Here is a 24245-nt window from a genome sequence, read left to right as displayed (position 1 = left end):
CCTGAACTTCCCTCAGAAGCTGTGCACACAAAAGAACGAAGAACCCAATCTTTGATGCCGCTGGTATCAGACCAGTGAGTAGACGGCGCCGACCGCGACGAAGGCGAGGCAGATGACGGACCGCATCAGAAGCCCGGTCTTCAGGTAACTGGTGGATTTGTGCTCGCTGGTTACCCGGCCGGCCTTGGGCTGGGAGTGGCTTGCGCCGACATGATCGAGATATTCGCTATAGACTGACATTTGTCCGCTCCACAAAACTTAAGGGGCGGCGCTTCCTTCCCTCGACACCGACAATGCCGGGCTCGAACCCGGTTCATTGTGCGGTGCAGCATAGTAACATTAGTATCGTTACTAACTCGTGAATTGGAAGCCACACCAGCGCATGGCTCGCATGCGTCCGATGTGCAAAAGGACGACCGCCGTCAGGCGGCGAACTCCGTCTTGGGAACGCCGACGATCTTGGCTAGCTGCTTCATGCGTGCCTGGACCGCCTCGCTGTCCGGAATGTCGTCGGCGCCCTCCGCGACTTCCAGCCGCACGGCATCCGTCGTGATGCGGAGGCGTGCGGAATCAAGAATGGCCGGAACGCTGCCCGAGAAGCGATGGCCAAGCTGAAGGGCACGGCCAAGGATCTGGGCGCGCCGGTGAATGCTTGGCGTTATCAGCGCCAGTTCCTTCTGGATCGCCGGATCGTCCGGCTTACCGGCATGCCGGGCGTGCAGAGCGGCGCCGATGAAGACGCGTTCGGGATGGGTAAGGCCGATGAATGGGAAATGAACGATCCGCCGGAAACATTCCTGCGCCTTGACGTCGGCATGATCGGCCCAGGCTATGTCGGACAGCGCGCAGGTCGCCTCCCGCAGTCGCCTTTCCTCACCGGTTTCGTCCGGGAACAGTTGGTCGGTCCAACGTACCAGGGCGGCGGCGAAGCCGGGTACCCGCGCCATCGGCAGGCCGAACGCCTGGGCGCCTTCGATCAGCGGATCGCGATACTGTTCCTCCGGCGTCAGCTGTGAGTACAGCCAGCCTTCCCGCAGCCCCAGGGCGGAGAAGACGACCCGCTCCGGCCGCAGGTTCTTGAGCAGCCTGTCCATCACCAGAGCCGCCGCCGCGATGGTCGACGACCGCCGCGACGAGATGCCGGGCAGAGCGGCCAGCTTTTCCGGCGACATCTTCCAGACCGACTTGGCGAAGTTCCGCAGCTCTCCGGCATCCACGTCGTATCCGTGGGCCACCTTCAGCGGCGCGTCGGTCGCTTCCATATGCGCACGGGCCAGCGCACGCCATCCGCCGCCGACGGCATGGAAGACCGGTTTGGTCAGCAGCGGCGGCAGTTGCTCCTTCATGATCTCGTCGATCCGGCGCTTGGCGCCTTCGCCCAGTTCCGCCAGCATCGATTCGACCGGCAGGGCTCCAAGCGGCAGGCTGACCGACCGTTCCCCGACATGGTCTTCCAGCGCTTCGGCAACCTCAAGGCTGCCGCCGCCCATGTCGCCGACCAGACCTTTCGGCCGGTAGAACCCTGAGATCACGCCGAGCGTCGCGTAGTGCGCTTCTTCCGATCCGCTCAGGATCTGGATGTCCCTGCCGCTTCGTTTCTTGATCTCTTCGATCAGATCCTTGCCGTTGCTGGCACGGCGGACAGCTTCCGTCGCGATGATGTCGAGGCGACTGACGCCCATCGCATCGGCGATGGCGCAGAAGCGGTGAACCGCCCTGGCGGTACACGCCATCGGCCCGGGCGCCAGCTCTCCCGTCCGGTCCAGCCCCGTGCCCAGGGCACAAAGGGATTTCTCGTTAAACCGTGGCAGCGGCGCGCGGCTCAGATCGTTGTAGACGACCAGGCGGACGGAATTGGACCCGATATCGATCACGCCGTAGTGGGTGTGGTTTGCAGCAAGTACCCGTTCCGGATCGAGCATCGTTCCCTCCGAATTCATGACTGGCCCCAAATCTCGACTGCATAGACCACCCATCAACTCTGGAAGCGCAGGTTTGCTCCGTAACCCGGCGTTATTTGCCACGGCACCACTTTTCCGCGCCGCCCGCCGCGCACGCCTAGCTGGACTCAGACATGGCTCAGGTTCAAGTCGCGCAACACCGCGACCTCGCTGGCCTGCTCGTCCAGCCGGGCCTTGACCGCGTCGCCGATGGACACGACGCCGACCAGTTCGCCCGATGCATCGACGACCGGCACATGGCGATGACGACGCAACGTCATCATCTTCATCAGATCCTTGACCGGCTCCGACGGCTGGCAGGTCCTGACCTCCTTCGTCATCATGTCCTCGACGCGCATCGCCAAGGCCGCCGTCAGACCCCTGTCGGCTATTGCCCTGACGATGTCGCGTTCGGACAGGATGCCGGAAAGCTTGCCCCGGCGGTCGAGCACCACCACGGCGCCGATCCGTTTTTCCGTCAGCAGGCGCGCGGCGTTCTCCAAGCTCTCGGAGGGCGTGATGGAGACGATGGTATGGCCTTTGTGTTTCAGTAGGTCGGAAACGCTGGTCATGTCTTCCCCCATTGGCGTTGATACCGCGATGTGCGGCTAACGGCACTTCTTGGTTGGTTCGACTTCTAGAGCAGCAGATTTCAAGACGTATCAGGCGGCCTTGTACAGGCCGTACTCGGGTCGGTGGACTTGACGCCGCCGGATACCAAGCTGGGCGACGTGCGACGAATTAACCCATTTGAGAACTTTATCATCGTCATGCGCCCTCCGGCAATCGCCTTTATTGCCGGCAAGCCTACGCGGGCGACTGGATATTACCTCGCCCAGCCGTTCTCCTCACGCTGCGGCGGCTTATTCACCGTGACGGATGGGATGGAAGCTGTTCTGCTGCCGGGCGGGCACTGACCTAACGATACATATACTATTTAAAGAAATCGGATTCATTTATGCTCGCGAATGCGCAATGCTTTTTCGAAGCCTGGAGTCCGAAATGCATCCCTTTCCATTCATGGCCGATCCAGTGCGGAGCTTCATGGTCGCCACCCTTGAGGAGTTCGAGAAGATCCTGGGCAAGGGCGTCACCGGTGAACCGATCACGATCGGCGCCACCACCGTCATTCCCGTCTTCGTCACGACCTTCGGCGTCGGTGCCGGTGGCGGATCCGCCTTCGGGGAGTCGGTTTACGGCGGCGGTGGCGGCGGAGTCGTTCCCTGCGGAATGATCGTGATCGGCCCTGATGGAGTCGAGTACAAGCCTCTTCAGCAGGATTTCGTCACGAACGCGGCTGCCTCTCACGCCCAGTTGGCGTCGAGCCTAGGCAACCAGCGCCGCACCGAGAAGACGGACGTCGCCGCGACGCCGGTGGCGGCACCGGCAGCACCGGCAACCGCCGCTCAGCCACCGGCGGCCATGACGACCGAGGTCGCGACGGTTTCCGCTTGATCCTACTTCGTGGTGCCGCCGAGATTGGCGGCGGTCTGGCCGAACATGATCTTCTTGGCTTCTTCGGTCATGGTCGGCTGGGAGTTGATCTCGGCTGCGCGCGCATAGGCCCGCTCGACCGCCGGACGTGCCCGGATGCTTTCGAACCAGCGCTTCAAGTTGGGGAAGTCGTCCAGGTTCTGCTGCTGGCGCTCATAGGGAACGATCCAGGGATAGGCCGCCATGTCCGCGATCGAGTACTCGCCCGCCACGAAAGGCCGGTCGGCCAGCCGCCGGTCCAGCACGCCGTAGAGCCGGTTGGTTTCCTTGACGTAGCGTTCCATCGCATAGGGGATACGTTCCGGAGCGTACTGGACGAAGTGGTGGTTCTGCCCCGCCATGGGTCCGAGGCCGCCCATCTGCCACATCAGCCATTGCAGCGTGTCGGCCCGTGCCCGCAGGGCGGTGGGAAGGAACTTGCCGGTCTTCTCGCCGAGATAGATCAGGATTGCTCCTGATTCGAAGATGGAGACAGGTTCGCCGCCGTCGGACGGCGCCTGATCGACGATCGCCGGGATACGGTTGTTCGGCGCGATCTTCAGGAAGTCCGGCTTGAACTGCTCGCCCGAACTGATGTTCACGGGAATGATCCGGTAGGGGAGGCCGGCTTCTTCCAGGAAGATCGTGACTTTATGCCCGTTGGGCGTCGTCCAGTAATGAAGATCGATCATGTCGGCTGCCTCCTGCGATGGAACCGGGGTGAGTTATGGACCGATCATTCCATAACACGCTCCCTCTCCACCGGCAACCACCGTGGCTGCGATCCGTTCCGCCGCTCAGGCGGCGAGCCCCCGGTCGAACAGCGCCATGACCTTGTTGTGGGTCTGCTCGTCGAAGAGGAATTGCACCCGCATCGCACCGCTTCCGGCCTCCACGATCCGGCTCGGAAGGTTGACCCCGTGGATTGCGACGGTCGCCTGCATTCCGACCCGCCAGTTGCCCTCTATCTTCAGCGACGCTCCTCCGTCGGAGATGTCGACCATGCGCCCGCTCACCGACTTGCCCTCGATCTTCAGGATCACAGGCGCATCATGGCTCCGGCGTTCGAAACTCCGGCGCTCGCCGGCCTTGGTCATGGCGGCAAGGAACTGGTCCACTTCACCGCGCAGCGTTTCCGCCTGGAGCGACAGGTCGGAAGCCGCTGCCAGAAGTTGCGAGGCGGCGACTTTCGTGAAGTCGGTGGTTTCGCGGACCAGACCGATGTTCTCGGACGCATGGGTCGTCTTCTCCGCCGCTTCCTGCACATTCCGGCTGATCTCGGAGGTGGAGGCGCTCTGCTCGGTGACGGCCGATGCGATCGTTCCGGAATTGCCGTCGATCGCCTGGATCGTCCGCGAGACCTCCGCGATCAGGGAGGCGACGGCGTTGGCGGCCGTTACGACCGCATCGACCTTGGCCGTGACTTCCTCCGTCGCCTTCGACGTCTGCGTCGCGAGGTTTTTGACCTCGTTGGCCACGACGGCGAATCCCTTGCCGGCTTCACCGGCCCGTGCCGCCTCGATCGTGGCGTTGAGCGCAAGCAGGTTGGTCTGAGATGCGATGTCCTGGATGAACTGGACGATCTGGGTGACGCCGGCGGCGACATCCGTCAATTCATGGGTGACGCCCTGCGCCCGGTTGGCCTGCTCCACCGCGACGCGTGTCGTGATGGTCGTCTTCTCCACCTGCGAGCCGATTTCGTTGCTGGCGCCGGACAGTTCCTCCGCGGCGGTCGCCACGAGATCGGCGTTGCGGCTTGCCGCCTCCGCGCTCTCCGCCGCGAGGCTGGCTTGCTCCGAAGCGCGTTCGGCCTCGGAGTTCAGCGCTCCGGCGGTTGCCTGAAGTTCGGTCGCGGCGGCGGCCACGGCGCGAAGCTGGCCGGAGATCGCAGCCTGGAAGTCCTGGGTCAATGTCTCCAGGGCTTCATGGCGGCGCATCCGGTTGGCGTTCATCCGCTCCTGATCCGCCTCCAATTCCCTGTTGCGGTGGGCGGCATCGCGGAAAATCGCGGTGGCGGCGGCCATGGCGCCGATCTCGTCGCGCCGGTCGACGCCGGAAATGGCACTTTCCAGGTCGCCAGCGGCGAGCCGTTTCATCGCCTCCGTCAGTCCGAGCAACGGGTTGAGCACGCCGCGCCGCACGACCAGAAGCACCACGCCGGAGGCGCCGACGAACAGCAATGCCGTTATCAGCAAGGTCCAGAACTGGGACGACTTGAAGCCGCTGACCCGGTTGTCCAGCAGGCGTTCCAGGTCGGCCGACGTTGCATCGTACATCGCCGTCAGCTTGCCGAGCAGGGCGGTTACGGTGGAAGCGCCGGGCGCTCCCTGCTCGATCGAGGAAATCAGCTTGCCGAGATCGGCCGCCAGCTTGGTTGCCGGGACGTCCAGGCTGGCCTTGACCGACCCGTCGGCGCTGCCGCTGTAGGCGGACGCCAGCGACGCCGCGATCCCGTCGGTTACGGCCTTCAGACCGCCCAGCTCGACGTAGAACGCCACTTTTTCCTCGGCGTCCATAACGCTGTCGGCGAAGGTGCTGCGCGCCAGTGCTACCATGGAAACCGTCCGGTCAAGCGCTTCCGGCAGCTTCACCAGCATGATGTCCATCACGTAGAAGCTGTCGAGATCGGGATCCAGGATCAGGTTGCTCTTGTCGCCGACCCGCAAGATCAGGGCGCGGAGCGCCGCCCGCGCTTCGTCGCCGCCTGCTCCGTCCTGCTTGACGGCGCGCACGGCCGATGCCGCCGCCTTGGCCATCTCGGCGCTTTCCATGCCGTCGCCGAATTCACGTTCCGCCGTCTCTATGATGCCGGCGCCCCCGGTGCCCGCCGTCGTGCCATTGCCAAGGGCAATGCCGGCCAGTTCCGCATGTACCTTGGCCAGCTGCCGCAGATACAGGGTGCCGGTGCGTTCCTTGTCGCTGAAAGCGATCGTCGTATTCTGATTTCCGACAAGGGCTACCAGGACGTAACCGACAGGGGCCAGGAACAGCAGTGCGGCAACCGCAAGCTTCTGCGCGATGCCCAGAGCACGGAACATGAGACTCTCCAGCGGCTTCTATAATATATATCCAAAAGAAGTAACACATAGGGTTAGTAAATTGAAGCGCGCCGGTTGCGACATAATATAGACCGCAGACCGCACTGTTATCCAAGCTGATGGTATCCAACGTAAATGCCGGTCCCTTTCGGGACCGGCATTTACGTTGGCTCTCAGGCCTTCCGGCGGGTAAGTGCGGTATCCAGCGCCAGCATGACCAGCAGCGACGCACCGACCAGCGGGAACACGATGCCACCCACCGCAAGGATGCCGACGACGCCGCGAAGGACGCGCCGATCCGACGGCGCCGGCGGGACGCCGAAACTACCGCGAGGCCGCCGCTTCCACCACATGACGCCGGCCGATACCGACATCAGGACGATCGCGGCGCAGACCGCGAGCATGACCAGCTGGTTGGCCAGCCCGTATTCCTGACCCATGTGGACATTGATGCCCCATTCCAGGCCTTTGCCGAGCGGCCCGTAGTCGGCGAAACTCATGTCGATCAGCGGCTTGCCCGAATACTGGTCGAGATGGACGACACGCTGCTGCGACAGGTCGTCCGGATAGACCGAGCCACTATAGACGCCGGTCGGACCGCCGGGGAGAGCGATGGCGTAACCCTTGGCCAGACCCAGCCGGTCGAAGACGGCGACCGCGGCATCCAGTCCGATGGGACCGCCGCCAGCACTGGCGAGACCGGATTCCGGCATGCGGGCCTGTTCCAGCGACCAGGTCGTCGGGCCGGTATGGGCCAGATGCTCGTCCGACATGGGGACGGCCACGCGGACGCCGGCCGGATAGCCGAAGTTGGAGCCGTTGGCCCACTCGTTGACGTATTTGCCCCAGACGATCGACCAGGGCATGCCGGTGACGGCCAGGAACAGGATGAAGAAGCCGGCGAACAGCCCCGTGACCGCATGGACGTCCCGCCACCACATCCGGCGCTTCGGCGTGCCGCGTACGGTCACCACGCCGCCTGCCTGTCCGCGTGGCCACCACAGGTAGATGCCGGTGGCGACCAGCAGGATGGCCCAGCCGGCGGCGATCTCGATCAGGCCGTTGGCGATCGGGCCGAAGAAGGCCAGGCTGTGGATCTGGCGGACGATCCCTATGACCGTTCCCTTGTCGGGGATGTCTCCCAGGACCCGCCCGTCATAGGGGTTGACGAAAACAGACAGCTTAGACCCAGCCGAGGTCTTGACCACGACTTCGGCGGAAGCGTCCGGAGACGCCGGCGGCAGGTACTTTGCCGCCGTGCCCGGATAGGCGTTCAGCGCCGCGGCGACCATGGCGGATGGAGCGGTCTGCGCCGTCGCCTGGGCTTCGACGCGCTTGAGGTCGGCATGGATTAGCCCGTCGATTTCGTCGCGAAATAGATAAAGTGCTCCCGTGACCGCGAGGACGATCAGGAAGGGCAGGGCGAAAAGACCGGCGTAGAAATGCCAGCGCCAGACCGCCCGGTAGAGGCTGGAAGTCGTCCCCGCCGCCGATGCGGCGCGCGACGAGGTCGGAACGGTGATGTCCGTCATGATATGCGGTCCTGATGGGGGCCGGTCGCACGCGCGTCAGCGCGGCGGCCGCAAGGCTCCGTGTGCCAAAGGAATCGATCGATTGGGAAATCAGGCCGTGACGGGTGGCGCCCTTGCTCCGACCGGCAGCCAGGCGGGTGTTTGGGGCAGGAACTGAACGTTGAAGATCCGAAGTGCTGCATCGCCCCGCGTGATCGGCGGCAAGGCCGCGACGCCGGGAAGCAGCGCCGGGCCGGTCAGGCACCCCAGACCGCAGAGCAGCGTGCAGCAGAGATCGTGCCCGCTGCGCTCGTTGTGCCGCTCATGCTCGTCCGAAGGGGCGGAAACGGGCATCGCCGCCATGTCGTCGTGCAGGCACATCGACGCCATGGCGTCGAAGGACTGTGCATCGGCGGCGGCAGTCGGAACCACCAACTGAAGAGCCGGAGAGACGCCGGAGTGGCTCTGGGCGATCAGGACGCAGGCCAGCAGCGCCGCGATACACGCGCGCTTCAAACCCGTCAAACCTGACCATCTCAGTGCCATGGCCGCTAAGCTCATCCAGTTCGGTCCGACCGTCAACAAACTTTCGACATTTGCTGGACGGATCAGTCCGGCCATTATTCCCCAAGCCGCCGATCCAAATCCGGAACCGCCGTCACGGTCGCCGTGTTCGTCCGGAAAGCCCCCCGGAGGAGATCCACCATGCCGCTACGCACCATCCCCTTTGGCGACGGAGAAGTCCCGACATTGGGTCAGGGAACCTGGTTCATGGGTGAAGACCGCGACGAGCGCGCGGGCGAGGTCCGTGCCCTGCAATTGGGTCTGGACCTCGGCATGACGCTGATCGACACGGCGGAGATGTATGCCGACGGCGGCGCCGAGGAAGTCGTGGGCGAGGCGATCAAGGGCCGGCGGGACGATTGCTTCCTGGTCAGCAAGGCCTATCCGCAGAATGCCGGCCGCCGCAGTGCGATCCAGGCGTGCGAACGCAGCCTGAAGCGGATCGGGACCGACTATCTCGACGTCTACCTGCTGCACTGGCGCGGCGGCATCCCGCTGTCGGAAACCGTCGAGGCGTTCGAGACACTGCGGCAGCAGGGCAAGATCCGCCGCTGGGGCGTCAGCAACCTCGACACCGACGATATGAAGGAGCTTCTGGCCGTTCCCGGTGGAGATGCCTGCGCCACCGATCAGGTGCTCTACAACCTGACCCGGCGCGGGCCGGAGTGGGACCTGCTGCCCTGGTGCCGCGACAAGGGCATTCCGGTCATGGCTTACAGCCCGATCGAGCAGGGCCGCATTCCGGCGAAAGGCGCCCTTCGCACGGTCGCGAACCGGCTGGATGCGACGCCGTTCCAGGTGGCCCTGGCCTGGGTGCTGGCTCAGGAAGGCGTCGTGGCGATCCCGAAGGCCAGCGATCCCGAGCACGTCAAGGCCAACCGCGCTGCCACCGACCTCGTCCTGACGCCGGAGGACTTGGCGGAGTTGGACCGGGACTTCCCGCCGCCCAAGGGACCGCGCCCCCTGGAAATGCTTTGATACACCGCGTCGGTGTTGGGCCACGGCCCAACCTACAGGCTCCTGCTGCGTAGGTTGGGCCGTAGCCCAACAACTCCATCATGGCGGAAGGTCGCACGACATTATGCGGCCTTGCGGCCGCCGCCGATGGCTATGACGGTCACGATGATGACGCCGGTGGCGATCAGGCGCACTCCGGCGCTGAGGCCGAAGGTGTTCAGCATCGTGACGATCAGGAACAGCAGCAGGGCCGCTCCCCAGATTCCGAGCGGCTCCGCACGCCCTCCCGCGACGCTGGTGCCGCCGATTACAGTGACCGCGATGGAGGCGAGCAGGTATTCCTCCCCCATGTTGAGGGACGACCCGCCCGAGAACCCCGCCAGCAGGACACCGCACAGCCCGGCGAACCCAGCCGAGACGACGGAGGTGGTCAGCCGGGCGCGCGACACCGGTGTTCCGGCCAGCCGTGCCGCCCGCTGGTTCTGCCCCAGCGCCAGCAGCGTCCGGCCATAGACAGTACGGGCGAGCACCAGCAGGACGATCGCCGTCAGAACAGCCGCGACCAGCGCCAGGTTGGAGACGCCCAGTGTGCGTCCGGTGCAGAAGTCGGCAAAGGCCGGCGGCGGCTTGATCTTCAGCCCGCGCCCATAGGCGATGGCGATGGACTGCACGATCAGCGCACTCGACAGCGTAGCGATGATCGGCGGGATCCGGAGCAGCCGGATCAGCAGGTAGTTGGCGACGCCGAGCGCCATCGCGGCGCCGAGCGCTGCCGCAAGCCCTGCCACGATCATCCCGTTGGAGCCGTCCATCACCTTCATGGCGATGGCGCCGGCCAGCGATATCGCCGCCGGGATCGACAAGTCCACGTTGCCGGGACCCGACGTGATCACCAGCATCTGTCCCAGCCCGACGATGACGAACAGGGCGGAGAACGTCACCGCCGCCGACATGATGTCAGCAGCGCCCCGCCCGCCCGAATAAATCAATGTCATGGCGAGCACGACAGCAGCGGCCAGCAGCGGCCATACCCAGACCGGCAGCACCAGGGTGCGGCGCGCCGGCGCCACGTCGGCGGGGGAGGGAAGGTCGTTGGTGATCATCGTTCCTCCGCCCGGTTGAGCACGGCGCGTAGCGCCAGCACGATGATGAGGATCGCGCCCTGCGCTCCTATCTGCCAGTCCGGCGGTATGTGCATAAAGGTCAGGAAGGAGCCGGCCAGCGTCAGCGTCATGGCCCCAAGCACCGCGCCGACCGGGTTGACCCTGCCGCCAGTGAACTCGCCGCCGCCCAGGATCACGCCGGCGATCGACAGAAGGGTGTAGCGAAGCGCCATGTTGGCGTCGCCCGATGTCGTAAGCCCCACCAGCGCCAGCCCCGACAGGGCGCCCAGCGTCCCCGCCATCAGGTAAAGCGTCACGCGTGCCCGCAGCAGCGACCAGCCGGCATTCGCCAGCGCCTTGGGGTTCCCGCCGGCTCCGCGCAGGATCGTGCCGAGGGAGGAGCGCATCAGCAGGTGCATTCCCAGTCCCAGGATCACGGCGTAGAGGATCGGCAGCGGGACGAAAGCGGGCTTCCACTTCATGACGGTGGTCAGGAACTCCGGCGCACGTCCTCCCGGCGTCGGCAGGATCAGCACGGCCAGTCCCATCCAGATGAACGACAGCCCCAGCGTCACGACGATGGACGGCAGCGCCCGCCAATGGATCAGCGCCCCGACCAGACCGTAAACGCCGACGGCGGCGACCAGCGCCGCCACGCCCAGCAGGGGCGTATCCTTCAGCAGCGTCGCGGCGATGCAGGCGCACAATCCCACGAAGCTGCCGATGCTCAGGTCCAGGTCGTTGATCGCGATGATGCAGAGCTGCGACAGCGTCGCCAGGATCACCGGCACCGCGAGGTTGAGCAGCAAGGTCAGCCCGACATAGCTCATGGCGCGTGGCTGCTGCGAGAAGATCACCGCCAGCATCAGCGACAGGGCTATCGCCGGCAGCAGCATCCGCAGCAAGCGGACGGCGTCGAAGCGGGCGGGGCCACGAGCGTTCAGGGATGCGGCGGTCATGCGACCTCCCCGGACGCGTCGGCGTAGGAGGCTCGTAGAATGGCGGCTTCCGTCATCTGTCCCCGGTGAAGATGGGCGACGATCCGACCCTGGTGGAAGACGTAGACCCGGTCGCAGTGGAACAGTTCTTCCATCTCGGTCGAATACCACAGGAAGGTCCGGCCCCGCTCCGCCTCCGCCCGGATGAAGCGGTAGACCTCCGCCTTGGTCGAGATGTCGACGCCGCGCATGGGATCGTCCATCAGGATGATCCCGGCTTCCGACGCCAGCGCGCGGGCAAACAGCGCCTTCTGCTGGTTGCCGCCGGACAGCGACAGGATGCCGTTGTCCATGTCAGGCGTGCGGATGCCGATCCGTTCCCGCCACGTCGCGGCAAGGTCCTTTTCCCGCCCCGGATCGATCAGGCCGAACCTCCGCAGGCTGCCGAGCGAGCGGACCGATATGTTGCGGGAGATCGACCACAGCGGAAAGACGCCGTCGGACTGCCGGTCGCCGGGGACCAGCGCCACCGGAGCCGCCACCTGCGTCGCCGGATCGCGCTTTCCCCAGGCATCGAACAGTCGGATCAGCATGGTCGACTGGCCATGCCCGGCCAGCCCGGCCAGCCCGACGATATCGCCCCGGCAGGCGGACAGCTCCATCCCCCCGGTCGCGGCCAGCGGCGTCGCCAGCACCTGCCGGGGTCGGTCCGCCGTGGTGTCCGTCACCCTCGCCGAACTCTCCGCCTCCGACAGTTCCTCGTCAGCCGCTCCCATGCTGCGGACGATGATCCGCCGCGTCAGTTCCGAAGCCCTGCCGTCCAGCACGATCCGACCCTCCCGCATCACCACGACCCGCTCGGCGGCGCTCAGCACCTCCGGCAGGATGTGGGAGATGAAGACGCTGGCGACTCCGCCCAGGTTCGCCCGGTGCAGGTAGGACAGCAGCTGTTCGGCGGCGGTCGCGTCCAGCGACGATGTCGGCTCGTCCAGGATGACCAGCCGGATCGGCGTGTCGGTCACGGTGAAGGCGCGGGCGATCTCCACCATCTGCCGCCGGCCGAGCGACAGGTCGGCGACGATGGTTTTCGGATCGATCCCATGGCCGGGAAAGATCGCGTCGAGCTGTTCCAGGATCAGCCCCTCCGCCCGCTTCCGCCAGCCCCAGCCGCGTAGGCCGGGGTGGAGGACGCGAGCGTTCTCGCCGACCGTCAGGTTGGGGCAGAGCGAGAGTTCCTGGAATACGCAGCGCACGCCGAGCCTGCCGGCCGCCGCCGTATCGTAGTCGGCGACCTGTCGGCCGCCATCGGCGCTGATGGTTCCGCCATCGGGCTTGAGCACGCCCGCAAGGACATGCATCAGCGTCGACTTGCCGGCGCCGTTGTGACCCACCAGCCCCAGCCGTTCACCCCGCCCGACGCGCAGGGTGACACCGGCCAAGGCGCGAACCGCGCCGAAGCTTTTGCGGACATCGTCTAGAAGAAGGGCGGTCTCGTCGGAAACCATCACGCGTGCCTGACTTGATCTTGCTTGCCTTGAGCTTACCTGGCTTGCCACCGTTACTTCTTGCCCCCGATGACGGCCTGAGCATCGCTGAGGGAGTATTCGACGTTGGTCACTCCGCCCTTTTCGGTCTGGTTCAGGCGTTCCTCAAGGTTGCCCTGTTCGACCGACAGGAACGGCACGATCAGGTCCTTCGGCACGTCCTTGCCGTCGAGGATCTGCTGAGCGACCCAGAAGGCCAGCGTGCCGACGCCGGGCGCGATCGAGACCGACATGGTCTCGTAGCCGTTGGCGTCCTTCTGCTCCTTCCACCACAGCAACTCATCCTGCCGGTTGCCCATGATGATGGTCGGGACCGGCCGGCCGGCGCCCTTGAACGCCTGTGCTGCGCCATAGCCGTCTCCGCCCTGGGTCACGACGCCCCGGATCTCCGGCAAGGTCGGGAGCACGCCGGCAACCGCCTTCTGCGCAACTTCCTGGGTCCAGTCGCCATGGACGGACGATACGATCTTGAAGTTCGTGTGCTTCTTGACGCCGTCCTCGATCCCCTTGTGGATCTCGTCATCGACGAACACGCCGGCCAGTCCTCGGATCTCCAGCAGGTTGCCGCCCTGCGGATAGCGCTGCGCCAGGTAATCCACCTGGATCTCGCCCATCTTGCGGAAGTCCACCGCGACCCGCCATGCACACGGCTCCGTCACGATGCCGTCGAACGACACCACCGTAACGCCGGCATCGCAGGCTTCCTTGACCGCGCCATTCAGTGCCGTAGGGGAAGCGGCATTGACGACGATCGCGTCGTAGCCTTGGAGGATCAGGTTCTGGATCTGAGCCGCCTGCTCGGTCGCCTGGTTCTCCGCCGTCGTGAAGGCGGAGGCGTCGGCGACGACCTTGTCGGCCACCGCCTTGGAGGTGACCGTGCCCCAGCTCTTCAGCATGGCCTGGCGCCACGAGTTGCCGGCGTAGTTGTTGGATAGCGCTATCTTTTTCGACGACGTGTCGGCAACCGCTGCACCGGAAAGGCAGGTTGCGGCCACGGCCACGGCTAGGGCGACCCTGATCTTCATTGAGGTTTCCTCACTGGATGTTTCTTGTTTTCCGCTCGCCGCAAGAACAGGCGATAGTTTTATCTGTGATAATTAAGATGTTTAATAAACGCTATTCGCATTCGGGAACAGCGTCAAGCCGGCTCCCTCGGTCTTCCAAAGCCGTACCCCCGAAGTATCCGTCAAGTGCATGCGGATAAGCGTAAAGTGCTAGGACTCAGGATTCTTGGTACTCGGACGCAAAGCGCATTTGACTATCGGCGCAATTAGATCGAGGATCGAACCGACTCCGGTCATGCGCAGCAGCCATGCCGTATCTCAGAAAAAGCCGGTCGAAAATACGGCTGTCCAAAAGGGGAGGAAACAGTGAGAGCATTCACGTCTGTCGTTGCGGCTGTAACGCTTGGCCTTTTCACGCTGGCGCCTCAGGCGTTCGCTCAGGACAAGGGTACTGTCGGCATTTCGATGCCGACGAAATCTTCCGCGCGCTGGATCGCCGATGGCGACAACATGGCCCGGTACTTCAAGGAAAAGGGCTACCAGACCGACCTCCAATACGCCGAAGACGAGATCCCGAACCAGCTCGCCCAGATCGAGAACATGCTGACCAAGGGCGCTAAGGTCCTGGTGATCGCCGCCATCGATGGGACTACCCTGTCCGATGTACTGGCCCAGGCCGCCAGCCAGGGTACCAAGATCATTGCCTACGACCGGCTGATCCGCGGTTCGGGGAACGTCGATTACTACGCCACCTTCGACAATTTCCAGGTCGGCGTTCTCCAGGGCGGCTACATCGTGGATAAGCTGGGCCTGAAGGAAGGCAAGGGGCCGTTCAATATCGAGCTGTTCGGCGGTTCGCCCGACGACAACAACGCCTTCTTTTTCTACAACGGCGCTATGTCCGTCCTTCAGCCCTATATCGACACCGGCAAGCTGGTGGTCGCCAGCGGCCAGACCGGCATGGACAAGGTTTCCACCCTGCGCTGGGACGGCGCCGTCGCTCAGTCGCGCATGGACAACCTGTTGAGCGCCTACTACACCGATAAGAAGGTGGACGCCGTACTGTCGCCCTATGACGGGCTGAGCATCGGCATCATCTCCTCGCTCAAGGGTGTCGGCTACGGCAGCGGCAGCCAGAAGATGCCGATCGTCACCGGCCAGGACGCCGAGGTTCCCTCGATCAAGTCGATCCTCGCGAACGAGCAGACCTCGACCGTCTTCAAGGACACCCGCGAATTGGCCAAGGTCACCGTCGGCATGGTCGAGTCGGTGCTGAGCGGCAAGATCCCCGATATCAACGACGCCAAGACCTATGACAACGGCGTCAAGATCGTCCCCGCCTACCTGCTGAAGCCGGTCAGCGTCGATGCTTCCAACTGGAAGAGCACCCTGGTCGACAGCGGATACTACAAGGAAAGCGAGTTCCGCTGACGCGATTGAGCCTGCGGGAGGGCGTCTGATCCGTCCTTCCGTAAATCGAAGGCAATGCAAGGTGTTCGATGACTGCGATCCTTGAAATGCGGGGGATCACCAAGACGTTTCCGGGCGTCAATGCGCTCGAGAACGTCAATCTGCGCGTGGAAAGCGGCGAGATCCATGCGCTGGTGGGCGAGAACGGAGCCGGCAAATCGACGCTGATGAAGGTCCTGAGCGGCGTCTATCCGCACGGCTCCTACTCCGGCGAGATCTGGTTCCAGGGCGAGGAACGGCGCTTCACCGGCATAGCGGACAGCGAAAAGGCCGGCATCGTCATCATCCACCAGGAACTGGCGCTGGTGCCGCTGCTGTCCATCGCCGAAAACATCTTCCTCGGCAACGAGCAGGCCAAGTACGGCGTGATAGACTGGTCTGCCGTGACGCTGCGGACGCGCGACCTGCTGCGGATGGTAGGCCTCAGCGAATCCCCGGCCACCCTGATCACCGACATCGGCGTCGGCAAGCAGCAACTGGTGGAGATCGCCAAGGCGCTGTCCAAGGAAGTGAAGCTGCTGATCCTGGACGAGCCGACCGCCAGCCTGAACGAGAGCGACAGCGACGCCCTGCTGAACCTGCTGCTGGAGTTCAAGAAACGAGGCATTTCCTCGATCCTGATCTCCCACAAGCTCAACGAGATCTCCAAGGTCGCCGATTCGATCACGGTGCTGCGGGATGGCTGCACGGTCGAGACGCTGGACTGCCGGAGCGAACCCGTCAGCGAGGACAGGATCATCCGGGGCATGGTCGGCCGCCCGCTGGCCGACCGCTACCCGAAGCGCGATCCCAAGATCGGCGAGATGCTGTTCGAGGTGAAGGACTGGAACGTCCATCACCAGATCCACGCCGACCGGCTCCAGATCAAGAACGTCAGCATGAATGTCCGGCGCGGAGAGATCGTCGGCATCGCCGGCTTGATGGGGGCCGGACGGACCGAGTTCGCCATGAGCGTGTTCGGCCGTTCCTACGGCCGGCGCATCACCGGCAAAGCTTTCCTGAACGGCAAGGAAATCGACGTCAGCACGATCCGGCGCGCGGTGGACAGCGGCTTGGCCTATGTCACGGAGGATCGCAAGCATTACGGCCTCGTCCTCAACGACACCATCATGCACAACATCTCGCTTGCCAACCTCGGCGGGATTTCGCGCGGCACTGTTCTGGACGACATGGAGGAACTGTCGGTCGCCAACACCTATCGGCGGCGCCTGAACATCCGCAGTTCCAGCGTGCTCCAGCAGGTCGTCAACCTGTCCGGCGGCAACCAGCAGAAGGTCGTGCTCAGCAAGTGGCTCTTCTCCAAGCCGGAAGTGCTGATCCTGGACGAGCCGACGCGTGGCATCGATGTCGGCGCCAAGTACGAAATCTACACCATCATCAACCAGCTGGCCGACGAGGGTAAGGGCGTCATCATGATCTCGTCCGAGATGCCCGAGCTGCTCGGCGTCTGCGACCGGATCTACGTGATGAACGAGGGCTGCTTCGTCGCCGAGTTGCCGGCAGCCGATGCCAGCCAGGAAAAGATCATGCGCGCGATCATGCGGGGCAGGGAAGCGCCCGCGGATGAGCAGGCACCCAGGGAGAAGATAGCATGAGCACCGAAACAGTCCTTGCACCGGGCAGTGGCGGTGGCGGCGAGCCGCTGCGGGTCTTCATCAAGCGGCACCTGCGCGAATACGGCATGCTGCTGTCGCTGATCGCGATCATGATCTTCTTCCAGTTCATGACCAACGGCACGCTGCTGAAGCCGCTCAACCTGACCAACCTGATCCTTCAGAACAGCTACATCATCATCATGGCGCTGGGCATGCTGCTGGTGATCGTGGCGGGCCACATCGACTTGTCGGTCGGATCGGTGGTCGGGTTCATCGGCGCGCTCGCCGCCGTCATGATGGTCCAGTTCAAGATCCATTACATCCCGACCACGATCATCTGCCTTGCGGTCGGCGGTCTGATCGGTGCCGCACAGGGCTACTGGGTGGCGTTCTTCAAGATACCGTCCTTCATCGTGACTCTTGCCGGCATGCTGGTCTTCAAGGGCCTAAGCTTGGCCCTGCTCGCCGGCCAGTCCGTCGGCCCGTTCCCGCCGGAGTTCCAGAAGCTCAGTTCCGGCTTCATCCCGGACATCTTCGGCGGCATGGCGCTGGACGGCTCGACGACGGTCCATGTCACCTCCGTTCTGCTCGGCATCGCGGTTCCGCTGATCCTGATCGGCCTGAACTACCGCAACCGCCTCAACCGACAGAAGCACGGGGTGGAGGAAGAGCCGCTGCTGTTCTTCGTGGCGAAGAACGCGGTCATCGCCCTGGTCGTGATGTATTTGGGCTTCCTGCTGGCATCCTATAAGGGCCTGCCCAACGTCCTGATCGTCATGGCGACGCTGATCATGCTCTATACCTTCGTCACGATGCGGACGACGATCGGGCGGCGGATCTACGCAATCGGCGGCAACGAGAAGGCGGCGAAGCTGTCGGGCATCAACACCGAGCGCGTCACTTTCTACACCTTCATCAACATGGGCGTGCTGGCCGCACTCGCCGGCCTGATCTTCGCGGCGCGGCTCAACACGGCGACCCCCAAGGCCGGCGTGTCGTTCGAGCTGGACGTGATCGCGGCGTGCTTCATCGGCGGCGCGTCGGCTTCCGGCGGCGTCGGCCGGGTGACCGGCGCCGTGATCGGCGCCTTCATCATGGGTGTCATGAACAACGGCATGTCGATCATCGGCGTCGGCATCGACTGGCAGCAGGTCATTAAGGGCCTCGTGCTGCTCGCCGCCGTATTCCTCGACGTCTACTACAAGAACAAAGCCTGAGAAGCCGTTGGGAGAGCCTCAGTGCCGCGCGCTGAGGCTCTCCAGCAACCCCTTCAACTGTTCGTATTGCTGCCCCTGAAGCCGCTCCAGCAGCCGGCTTTGCTGATCGGCGGCGATCCCCCGTATCCGTTCATAGGTCGCCTTGCCACGCGGGGTCATGAAGATCAGGATACGCCGGCGGTCCTTGGCGTCGGGTGAACGATAGACCAGCGAGTTGGTCACCATCCGGTCCACGATCTTGGTCAGCGTCGGCCCTTCGACCAGGACGATGGTCGCCAGATCGCCCATCGGAAGCCCGGCGCCGTCTGCGAGCGCCGTCAGGATGCGCATCTGCTCGATCGGCATGCCTTCCGCCCGCAACTGGTCGGCCAACTCTTCCTCAAGACGGCGGTTCACGCTGGCGATCAGGTAAGCCAACTGGTCCTGCATTCTCGTGGACACGATATTCGCCCCCGTCAATCTCTCAACTTTCAATATCTGCACTTTCCATCAGCCCGGTATCCGCTGTCGAGCGGGTATTTGGGCCATGAAGCCTTGTGCGAATGGGAAGCTCGAAGGAGACACATTTGTGGAAACAAGTCGGGCATTTGCACAAACAAGAAGCAGATTCCGGTGTTAAGCTTAGAAAGCTATCTTGCACGGCCGTGGATTATCACTATTGCATGTTTCTTGCAAATATCCGGTACCCGAACATTCGCGATGAAGGTTGGCCCGATGTCCGAATTGAAGATCGGCTTGCTGATCCCCTTGAGCGGCCCGGCCGGGATCTGGGCGCCTTCGTCGGAAGCCTGCGCCCTGCTGGCCGCCGCCGAGATAAACGCGGCGGGCGGCATCCTGGACCGGCCGGTCAGGATCATCATTGGCAACGCCGGCTTCGGCGGGTCGCAGGCCGCCGAGGAGGCGGCGTCTCTGGTCGAACTGGAAGGTGTTTCCGCCGTCGTCGGCATGCATCCGAGCGATGCTCGAGCCTCCGTGATCTCCGCCATCCGCGGGCGCGTCCCCTATGTCTACACGCCGCAATACGAGGGTGGCGAAAACGATCTGGACGTGCTGGCGATCGGCGAGACAGCCGATGAATTGATGCAGCCGGCCATCCCGTGGCTGATCGGGAACCGAAATGCGCGCCGCTTCTTCCTGGTCGGCAACGACTATATCTGGCCGGAGGTTGCCCACCGCGCCGCCCGTCGGATCATCCGGAGCAGCGGGGCGGAGGTCGTCGGCGATGTACTGCTGCCGTTCGGGCTGACCGATCACTCCCGTACCTTCGACATGATCCGGAAGGCCAAGCCGGACGTGGTGCTGATGTATCTGCTGGGCCAGGAAGCGGTCGATTTCAACCGCGCCTTCTGCGAAGCGGGACTGGACCGCCACCATATCCGCTATTCGACCGCGACGGACGAGACGGTGATTTACGGCATCGGGCCGGACAATCTGGACAACTTCTACGTCTCGTCCTGTTATCTCGCCAATCTGAGCTACCGGGAAAACGACAGCTTCCTGGAAAACTACCGCACGAGCTTCGGCACCTATGCGCCGATGCCCAACGCATTCGGCGAGTCCTGCTACGAAGGCGTCCATTACTTCGCACAGATGGCGGCCAGTTATGGAAGCCTCGCCATGACGGACGTGCGGAGATCGCGGAGCGACCGGATGGGTTTCCGCGGACGCCGCAGGACTTCTCGGCGGGTGTCGGACTGCGGACGCAAGCTGATCCACATTGCCAGAGCCGACGGAGTCGACCTGGAACACCTTGCCACCTTCTGAGTTTCACCCCCTGGATTGCCGCCCTGCGGAAACCACATCATGGGACAAACCCGGGCCATGGCTGTTACCATGGTATTCCGGTGAATGCATATTCACGGCAAATAAGGGAGGTTACCACATGCCAGTAGATGTAAAATATACCGCCGAAGCCACCGCGACCGGCGGCCGTGATGGCCGCGCTTCCACCACCGACGGCACGTTCGACGTCAAGCTCGCGACGCCGAAAGAACTTGGCGGAGCCGGCGGCGAAGGCAACAACCCCGAGCAGCTTTTCGCTGCCGGCTATGCCGCCTGCTTCATCGGTGCCCTGAAGGCCGCCGGCGCGCAGGAGAAGGTCAAGATTCCGGCCGACACCTCAATCACCGCGAATGTCGGCATTGGTCCGCGATCGGAAGGCGGCTTCGGGTTGGATGTCGCTCTGCGGATCTCGCTTCCGGGTATGGATAAGGCGCAGGCCGAGGCCATCGTCGATAAGGCCCATCACATCTGCCCGTATAGCAACGCTACGCGCGGCAACGTCGATGTCCGCCTGACTGTCGTCTAAGCGGCGGTCGTCAGAGATACCGGTGTTGGGCTTCGGCCCAACACCTCTTTCCTATCCGAAGTTCAGTGCGGCACGCCGGCTTCGTCGGACCGCAGCGCCCTGACGAGAGAGCTGGCGCCACTCGTCCGCAGCACCATGAACGGCTTGTCCAATCGTTGACATAGCCGTTTCACCCGCAGACAGGCGGAGTGGCTGATGCAATCGAGCGGACAGAACACCATGTCCGCCTGTGTGACCAAAGTTTCCAGGATCTTCGGAGCCTGCTCCAGACCGCCGTCATGGTGAAGCAGACGACCCTGTCGCCGTTCGATTGCCGAGCGGATATGCGGCACCAGCGCTTGACGTCCTCCGACATAAAGCACGCATTGTCCTGCGACATCGACCACGGGCCGCTGAGCCGGGGCAGGGGTCTCGGCGCTTTGACTCGGCCGCTCCATCGGCACATCCAAATCCAGCAGTTGAAGCTGCTCCAGCCGGGTTTCCGCCGCGCGGCGACGTTCCCGCTCCGCCGATATCCGCTGTTCGGCGCGTGCCAGCCTTTCCTTCAGCCTGATCGTTTCCCGAGTGTCCACGGTAACGCTGATATTCGATCGACCACTCGCCCGAAGGCGGCATAGCTCATTCTCCAGCTCGCAGATCCGCTTTTCCTTGGCGCGCTCCAGTTCCAGCTTGGCCGACAGGGCGGCGTCGCGGTGGCGGGTTAGGTCGGCGACTTGCTTCTCCGCAGCCGCAAGACGCTGAATGGCGTTGCGGTTGTAGCCGCCCAGCACGTGCGACAGCATGTGGACCTGACCGTAGACGCTGGTCACAAGTTCCGACGGCGCGCATCGCAGGCTGAGAACCGCCCAGTAGGCGCCGGCCACCCTGCCATTGTCCATCGCCTTTTCCCACAAGGCTTCGATCGCGGCTGCATCGCTCGCTACCGCCGAGAAGCGCTTGATGTCGACGGCGTGCTTATCGTCCAGCATCTTGTGAAGCATGCGGGCCAGCTTGGTTTCCGTTCCCGCTTCTCGGACGAAGTAGCTATGGACGCAGTAGTCCGTCGCGTCGTCCGAGATCCGCATGCCGCCCTTGCGCGTCAGCTTGCGCAGGTCGTCCATGGACAGGCAGGTGCCGATGACCGAGCAATGCAGATGGGATGGGACCTCCCACAGCTTGCGGCGGCTCCTGGCCGATTTCGACAATACCGAATGTTCGGCTTCGCACTGCTCGCACATACGACCTCACCAGAAAAGAGACGGCCGCATGATACCAGTCGCGACTGATAATGCAAATGATTCGCAATATCGCATTCGACGTCGTCACATGTGAAAATATGTGAAATTTGGCTTGTGAACTTGAAGATTTGTGATAATTAGTCAGCCAAGCAAACATTCTGCCGTAAGCAAACAACCCCGGAGGGACCGTCGTGGCGTCAGTCAGCGCTTTCCACGTCTGCGTCGTCGGGCTTGGCTCCATGGGCATGGGGGCTGCGAAGTCCTGTGTCCGGGCCGGCCTTCAGACCTATGGTATCGACCTGAACGAAGCCGCCCGCGCCGAACTCAAACAGGCCGGCGCCGCTGATGTCGCGGCCGATGCCGCCGGTTTCGCGGAAAAGCTCGATGCCGTCCTGCTCCTGGTCGTCAACGCGGCGCAGTGTAAGGCCGTGCTGTTCGGCGACAACGCCCTGGCTCCCAAGCTGAAGCCCGGTACCGCCGTCATGGTGTCGGCGACGATCTCCGCCGAAGAGGCCCGCTCGATCGAAGCCGGTCTCAAGGAACACGGCTTGCTGATGCTGGACGCCCCCGTGTCCGGCGGTGCCGCAAAGGCGGCGGCCGGCGACATGACCGTGATGGCGGCAGGCTCCGCCGAGACCTTCGCCAAGCTCCGCCCCTTGCTCGACGCCGTCGCCGGCAAGGTCTACGAGATCGGGGTCGAGATTGGCCTGGGCGCCACCGTCAAGATCATCCACCAGCTCCTCGCCGGCGTCCACATCGCGGCGGGAGCGGAAGCAATGGCGCTCGCGGCCCGCGCTGGCATTCCGCTCGACCTGATGTACGACGTCGTGACCAACGCGGCCGGCAATTCCTGGATGTTCGAGAACCGGATGAAGCACGTGGTGGACGGCGACTATTCACCGAAATCCGCCGTGGACATCTTCGTCAAGGACCTGGGGCTGGTGACCGAAACCGGCCGAACCCTTAAGTTCCCGCTGCCGCTGGCCTCCACCGCCTACACGATGTTCGCCAACGCCAGCAATGCCGGATACGGCAAGCTGGACGACAGCGCCGTCATCAAGACCTTTGCCGGCATCGACCTTCCTGACCGGAGCAAGTCATGATGCGCCTCGGGATCATCGCCGACGACTTCACCGGGGCGACCGACATCGCGGGCTTCCTGGTCGCCAACGGCCTAAGCACGATCCAGCTCAACGGCGTGCCCGACAAGGAGCTTCAGGTCGAAGCCGACGCTGTCGTCATCAGCCTCAAGTCGCGTTCCTGCCCGGTCGACGAAGCGATCTCCATGAGCCTCCAGGCTCTTGATTGGCTGGTCGCACGAGACTGCGAACAGTTCTTCTTCAAATATTGCTCGACCTTCGACAGCACGGCCAAGGGCAATATCGGTCCGGTGACCGACGCGCTGCTCGACGCGCTGGGTGAAGACTTCACGGTCGTCTGCCCGGCCCTGCCGGTCAACGGCCGGACCATCTACAACGGCTATCTCTTCGTCAACGGCGTGCCGCTGAACGAGTCCGGCATGCGCCACCATCCGGTGACGCCGATGCTCGACGCCAACCTGATGCGCTTGATGGAAGCCCAGTCCAAGGGCAAGTGCGGCAACGTCAAGAGCGACGACGTCGACTTGGGAGTCGAAGGCGTCCGCGCAGCACTCGACAAGCTGCGGGCCGACGGCAACCGCTACGCCGTGCTCGACGTTCTGAACTCCGCCCATGTCGAAACGGTCGGCCGCGCCGTCGCCGGCATGAAGCTGGTGACCGGCGGCTCGGGCCTCGCCGACGGCATGGCGAAGGCCTGGACCGAACGCCTGTCCGATCCGGAGCAGGCGGCTGTCGCCGGCAAGCCCTCGGGCAAGCGCGCCGTCGTGCTGTCCGGTTCGTGCTCGCAGATGACCAACGCTCAGGTCGCCCTCTACAAGCAGTCTGCCCCGTCGCAAGCCGTCGATGTCGTGCGCTGCATGAACGACGCCGGCTACGCCGATGAGCTGTTCGCCTGGATCACGTCCCAGCCCGCCGGCGACCTCGCCCCGCTGGTCTACGCCACGACCGATCCAGCCAACCTCAGCGAGATCCAGAAGAAGTTCGGCGCCGATCAGGCCAGCGCTGCGGTCGAGCGCATCTTCGGCAAGCTGGCGACTCTTCTGGCAGGCGAGGGCTTCGACACCTTCATCGTGGCCGGCGGTGAGACGTCCGGCATCGTCGTGCAGTCGCTGGGCGTCACCGGCTTCCATATCGGGCCGCAGATAGCGCCGGGAGTGCCCTGGGTCCGCGCGGTGGACCGTCCGATCTCGCTGGCGCTCAAGTCCGGCAATTTCGGTAAGGAACGCTTCTTCTTCGACGCCCAGCAGGCCATCGGCTGAAAAGCCA

General features: G+C 63.9%; 23 protein-coding genes. 10 read left to right on the top strand and 13 right to left on the bottom strand.

Annotated features, from left to right (window positions below):
- Nucleotides 1–66: 66 nt before the first annotated feature.
- From N826_RS43420 to N826_RS27920, 3 genes are all read right to left on the bottom strand, one after another.
- On the bottom strand, nt 67–240 hold the full coding sequence (locus N826_RS43420; RefSeq protein ID WP_157599373.1) for a hypothetical protein: 174 nt from the start codon (nt 238–240) through the stop codon (nt 67–69).
- A gap of 182 nt (nt 241–422) precedes the next feature.
- Nucleotides 423–1922 carry a Ppx/GppA phosphatase family protein gene (locus N826_RS27925; RefSeq protein ID WP_044434242.1) on the bottom strand — a complete coding sequence of 500 codons (1500 nt, stop codon included), beginning with the start codon at nt 1920–1922 and terminating at the stop codon, nt 423–425.
- Between the two features lie 146 nt (nt 1923–2068).
- A complete protein-coding gene (locus N826_RS27920) occupies nt 2069–2512 on the bottom strand; it encodes a CBS domain-containing protein (RefSeq protein WP_044434207.1) in 444 nt (147 codons plus the stop codon).
- Nucleotides 2513–2641: 129 nt separating this feature from the next.
- Here N826_RS27920 and N826_RS44425 point away from each other — a divergent pair, with 129 nt between their 5' ends.
- Both N826_RS44425 and N826_RS40590 read left to right on the top strand, forming a co-directional pair.
- Entirely contained in the window at nt 2642–2857 is a 216-nt protein-coding gene (locus N826_RS44425) for a hypothetical protein (RefSeq protein ID WP_169789425.1), read from the top strand.
- An 85-nt stretch (nt 2858–2942) separates the two neighbouring features.
- Nucleotides 2943–3395, top strand: coding sequence for a GerW family sporulation protein (locus tag N826_RS40590; RefSeq protein ID WP_052832174.1), 453 nt, complete (start codon nt 2943–2945; stop codon nt 3393–3395).
- 2 nt (nt 3396–3397) lie between these two features.
- On the opposite strand, the gene N826_RS27910 is transcribed toward N826_RS40590, so the two are convergent.
- From N826_RS27910 to N826_RS27895, 4 genes are all read right to left on the bottom strand, one after another.
- Nucleotides 3398–4105 carry a glutathione binding-like protein gene (locus N826_RS27910; RefSeq protein WP_044434205.1) on the bottom strand — a complete coding sequence of 236 codons (708 nt, stop codon included), beginning with the start codon at nt 4103–4105 and terminating at the stop codon, nt 3398–3400.
- Nucleotides 4106–4210: 105 nt separating this feature from the next.
- A complete protein-coding gene (locus tag N826_RS40585) occupies nt 4211–6451 on the bottom strand; it encodes a methyl-accepting chemotaxis protein (protein ID WP_052832172.1) in 2241 nt (746 codons plus the stop codon).
- A gap of 173 nt (nt 6452–6624) precedes the next feature.
- Entirely contained in the window at nt 6625–7983 is a 1359-nt protein-coding gene (locus N826_RS27900; RefSeq protein WP_084721239.1) for a PepSY-associated TM helix domain-containing protein, read from the bottom strand.
- A 90-nt stretch (nt 7984–8073) separates the two neighbouring features.
- The gene (locus tag N826_RS27895; RefSeq protein WP_044434203.1) at nt 8074–8478 is read right to left on the bottom strand and encodes a DUF2946 family protein; all 405 of its coding nucleotides are present in this window, start codon (nt 8476–8478) and stop codon (nt 8074–8076) included.
- 189 nt (nt 8479–8667) lie between these two features.
- Here N826_RS27895 and N826_RS27890 point away from each other — a divergent pair, with 189 nt between their 5' ends.
- Nucleotides 8668–9504 (top strand): aldo/keto reductase, encoded by an 837-nt coding sequence (locus tag N826_RS27890; protein ID WP_044434201.1) that lies wholly within the window; start codon nt 8668–8670, stop codon nt 9502–9504.
- Nucleotides 9505–9605: 101 nt separating this feature from the next.
- On the opposite strand, the gene N826_RS27885 is transcribed toward N826_RS27890, so the two are convergent.
- Genes N826_RS27885 through N826_RS27870 form a run of 4 tightly spaced genes read right to left on the bottom strand, consistent with a single transcriptional unit; the run spans nt 9606 to nt 14093 of the window.
- On the bottom strand, nt 9606–10586 hold the full coding sequence (locus N826_RS27885) for an ABC transporter permease (RefSeq protein ID WP_044434199.1): 981 nt from the start codon (nt 10584–10586) through the stop codon (nt 9606–9608).
- Nucleotides 10583–11545, bottom strand: coding sequence for an ABC transporter permease (locus tag N826_RS27880; RefSeq protein ID WP_044434197.1), 963 nt, complete (start codon nt 11543–11545; stop codon nt 10583–10585). The genes N826_RS27885 and N826_RS27880 overlap by 4 nt, the downstream gene beginning before the upstream one ends.
- The gene (locus N826_RS27875; RefSeq protein ID WP_044434195.1) at nt 11542–13029 is read right to left on the bottom strand and encodes a sugar ABC transporter ATP-binding protein; all 1488 of its coding nucleotides are present in this window, start codon (nt 13027–13029) and stop codon (nt 11542–11544) included. The genes N826_RS27880 and N826_RS27875 overlap by 4 nt, the downstream gene beginning before the upstream one ends.
- A gap of 53 nt (nt 13030–13082) precedes the next feature.
- On the bottom strand, nt 13083–14093 hold the full coding sequence (locus N826_RS27870) for an ABC transporter substrate-binding protein (RefSeq protein WP_044434193.1): 1011 nt from the start codon (nt 14091–14093) through the stop codon (nt 13083–13085).
- A 345-nt stretch (nt 14094–14438) separates the two neighbouring features.
- Here N826_RS27870 and chvE point away from each other — a divergent pair, with 345 nt between their 5' ends.
- From chvE to mmsB, 3 genes are all read left to right on the top strand, one after another.
- Nucleotides 14439–15503 carry a multiple monosaccharide ABC transporter substrate-binding protein gene (chvE, locus tag N826_RS27865; protein WP_044434191.1) on the top strand — a complete coding sequence of 355 codons (1065 nt, stop codon included), beginning with the start codon at nt 14439–14441 and terminating at the stop codon, nt 15501–15503.
- A 68-nt stretch (nt 15504–15571) separates the two neighbouring features.
- Nucleotides 15572–17137 carry a multiple monosaccharide ABC transporter ATP-binding protein gene (mmsA, locus tag N826_RS27860; RefSeq protein WP_044434188.1) on the top strand — a complete coding sequence of 522 codons (1566 nt, stop codon included), beginning with the start codon at nt 15572–15574 and terminating at the stop codon, nt 17135–17137.
- The gene (gene mmsB / locus N826_RS27855) at nt 17134–18354 is read left to right on the top strand and encodes a multiple monosaccharide ABC transporter permease (protein WP_044434186.1); all 1221 of its coding nucleotides are present in this window, start codon (nt 17134–17136) and stop codon (nt 18352–18354) included. Before mmsA ends, mmsB begins: the two co-directional genes overlap by 4 nt.
- 18 nt (nt 18355–18372) lie before the next feature.
- Here mmsB and N826_RS27850 read toward each other — a convergent pair whose 3' ends face one another.
- Entirely contained in the window at nt 18373–18795 is a 423-nt protein-coding gene (locus N826_RS27850; protein ID WP_211099403.1) for a MarR family winged helix-turn-helix transcriptional regulator, read from the bottom strand.
- 273 nt (nt 18796–19068) lie between these two features.
- Between N826_RS27850 and N826_RS27845 the strand changes: the two genes are divergently transcribed.
- Nucleotides 19069–20118 (top strand): substrate-binding domain-containing protein, encoded by a 1050-nt coding sequence (locus N826_RS27845; protein ID WP_044434182.1) that lies wholly within the window; start codon nt 19069–19071, stop codon nt 20116–20118.
- A 118-nt stretch (nt 20119–20236) separates the two neighbouring features.
- Nucleotides 20237–20662, top strand: a complete 426-nt coding sequence (locus N826_RS27840; protein WP_044434180.1) for an organic hydroperoxide resistance protein — start codon at nt 20237–20239, stop codon at nt 20660–20662.
- A 62-nt stretch (nt 20663–20724) separates the two neighbouring features.
- Here N826_RS27840 and N826_RS27835 read toward each other — a convergent pair whose 3' ends face one another.
- The gene (locus N826_RS27835) at nt 20725–21879 is read right to left on the bottom strand and encodes a DUF2325 domain-containing protein (RefSeq protein WP_044434178.1); all 1155 of its coding nucleotides are present in this window, start codon (nt 21877–21879) and stop codon (nt 20725–20727) included.
- A 191-nt stretch (nt 21880–22070) separates the two neighbouring features.
- Between N826_RS27835 and ltnD the strand changes: the two genes are divergently transcribed.
- Both ltnD and otnK read left to right on the top strand, forming a co-directional pair.
- Nucleotides 22071–22982: an L-threonate dehydrogenase gene (gene ltnD / locus N826_RS27830; protein WP_084721237.1), complete on the top strand. Its 912-nt coding sequence runs from the start codon at nt 22071–22073 to the stop codon at nt 22980–22982.
- Nucleotides 22979–24238 carry a 3-oxo-tetronate kinase gene (otnK, locus tag N826_RS27825; protein ID WP_211099402.1) on the top strand — a complete coding sequence of 420 codons (1260 nt, stop codon included), beginning with the start codon at nt 22979–22981 and terminating at the stop codon, nt 24236–24238. The genes ltnD and otnK overlap by 4 nt, the downstream gene beginning before the upstream one ends.
- The last annotated feature ends 7 nt before the right edge of the window (nt 24239–24245 follow it).

It is taken from the genome of Skermanella aerolata KACC 11604 (assembly GCF_000936425.1).
Taxonomy (GTDB): domain Bacteria; phylum Pseudomonadota; class Alphaproteobacteria; order Azospirillales; family Azospirillaceae; genus Skermanella; species Skermanella aerolata.
Note: the sequence above shows the minus strand (reverse complement) of the source record. Positions and strands in the feature narration are given on the sequence as shown.

Excerpts from the sequence above, each read along its gene's own strand:
- N826_RS27840 (WP_044434180.1), top strand. The coding sequence starts at position 20,237 with ATGCCAGTAGATGTAAAATATACCGCCGAAGCCACCGCGACCGGCGGC.
- N826_RS27900 (WP_084721239.1), bottom strand. The coding sequence starts at position 7,983 with ATGACGGACATCACCGTTCCGACCTCGTCGCGCGCCGCATCGGCGGCG.
- mmsA (WP_044434188.1), top strand. The coding sequence starts at position 15,572 with ATGACTGCGATCCTTGAAATGCGGGGGATCACCAAGACGTTTCCGGGC.
- N826_RS27870 (WP_044434193.1), bottom strand. The coding sequence starts at position 14,093 with ATGAAGATCAGGGTCGCCCTAGCCGTGGCCGTGGCCGCAACCTGCCTT.
- N826_RS40585 (WP_052832172.1), bottom strand. The coding sequence starts at position 6,451 with ATGTTCCGTGCTCTGGGCATCGCGCAGAAGCTTGCGGTTGCCGCACTG.
- N826_RS27925 (WP_044434242.1), bottom strand. The coding sequence starts at position 1,922 with ATGCTCGATCCGGAACGGGTACTTGCTGCAAACCACACCCACTACGGC.
- otnK (WP_211099402.1), top strand. The coding sequence starts at position 22,979 with ATGATGCGCCTCGGGATCATCGCCGACGACTTCACCGGGGCGACCGAC.
- N826_RS27880 (WP_044434197.1), bottom strand. The coding sequence starts at position 11,545 with ATGACCGCCGCATCCCTGAACGCTCGTGGCCCCGCCCGCTTCGACGCC.
- N826_RS43420 (WP_157599373.1), bottom strand. The coding sequence starts at position 240 with ATGTCAGTCTATAGCGAATATCTCGATCATGTCGGCGCAAGCCACTCC.
- N826_RS27845 (WP_044434182.1), top strand. The coding sequence starts at position 19,069 with ATGTCCGAATTGAAGATCGGCTTGCTGATCCCCTTGAGCGGCCCGGCC.
- N826_RS27910 (WP_044434205.1), bottom strand. The coding sequence starts at position 4,105 with ATGATCGATCTTCATTACTGGACGACGCCCAACGGGCATAAAGTCACG.
- N826_RS27920 (WP_044434207.1), bottom strand. The coding sequence starts at position 2,512 with ATGACCAGCGTTTCCGACCTACTGAAACACAAAGGCCATACCATCGTC.
- N826_RS27835 (WP_044434178.1), bottom strand. The coding sequence starts at position 21,879 with ATGTGCGAGCAGTGCGAAGCCGAACATTCGGTATTGTCGAAATCGGCC.
- N826_RS27890 (WP_044434201.1), top strand. The coding sequence starts at position 8,668 with ATGCCGCTACGCACCATCCCCTTTGGCGACGGAGAAGTCCCGACATTG.
- N826_RS40590 (WP_052832174.1), top strand. The coding sequence starts at position 2,943 with ATGCATCCCTTTCCATTCATGGCCGATCCAGTGCGGAGCTTCATGGTC.
- N826_RS27875 (WP_044434195.1), bottom strand. The coding sequence starts at position 13,029 with ATGGTTTCCGACGAGACCGCCCTTCTTCTAGACGATGTCCGCAAAAGC.
- mmsB (WP_044434186.1), top strand. The coding sequence starts at position 17,134 with ATGAGCACCGAAACAGTCCTTGCACCGGGCAGTGGCGGTGGCGGCGAG.
- N826_RS27885 (WP_044434199.1), bottom strand. The coding sequence starts at position 10,586 with ATGATCACCAACGACCTTCCCTCCCCCGCCGACGTGGCGCCGGCGCGC.